The following is a 279-nucleotide window of genomic DNA, read 5'->3' on the forward strand; positions in this document are numbered from 1 at the left end:
ATGCTCGTCGCCGCGATCATGCTCATCATCGCGATGGCGCAGGCCTACTCCTGGGCGCTCGTGACCGGCGGCACGCCGCAGATCGTCGCCGACGCCGTGCTCGGGCTCACGGACAACGTGCTGCTCATCCTCTTCGTCGCCAACGTGATCCTGCTGCTCATCGGCACGGTCGTCGAGGGCAACGCGGCGATCATCAACTTCACGCCGATCCTCCTGCCGATCGTCACGGCCGCGGGCGTCGACCCGGTCCACTTCGGGCTCATCGTCGTCATCAACCTC

The 279-nt window shown here is 66.3% G+C and carries 1 protein-coding gene; it reads left to right on the top strand.

The annotated features are described in order from the left end of the window. The coding region (locus DW297_RS11055) for a TRAP transporter large permease subunit (RefSeq protein ID WP_136032302.1) at positions 1-279 on the top strand (279 nt) is incomplete at both ends.

Origin of the sequence: Microbacterium sp. PF5, from assembly GCF_004794315.1 — a bacterium.
Classification (GTDB): Bacteria; Actinomycetota; Actinomycetes; order Actinomycetales; family Microbacteriaceae; genus Microbacterium; species Microbacterium sufflavum.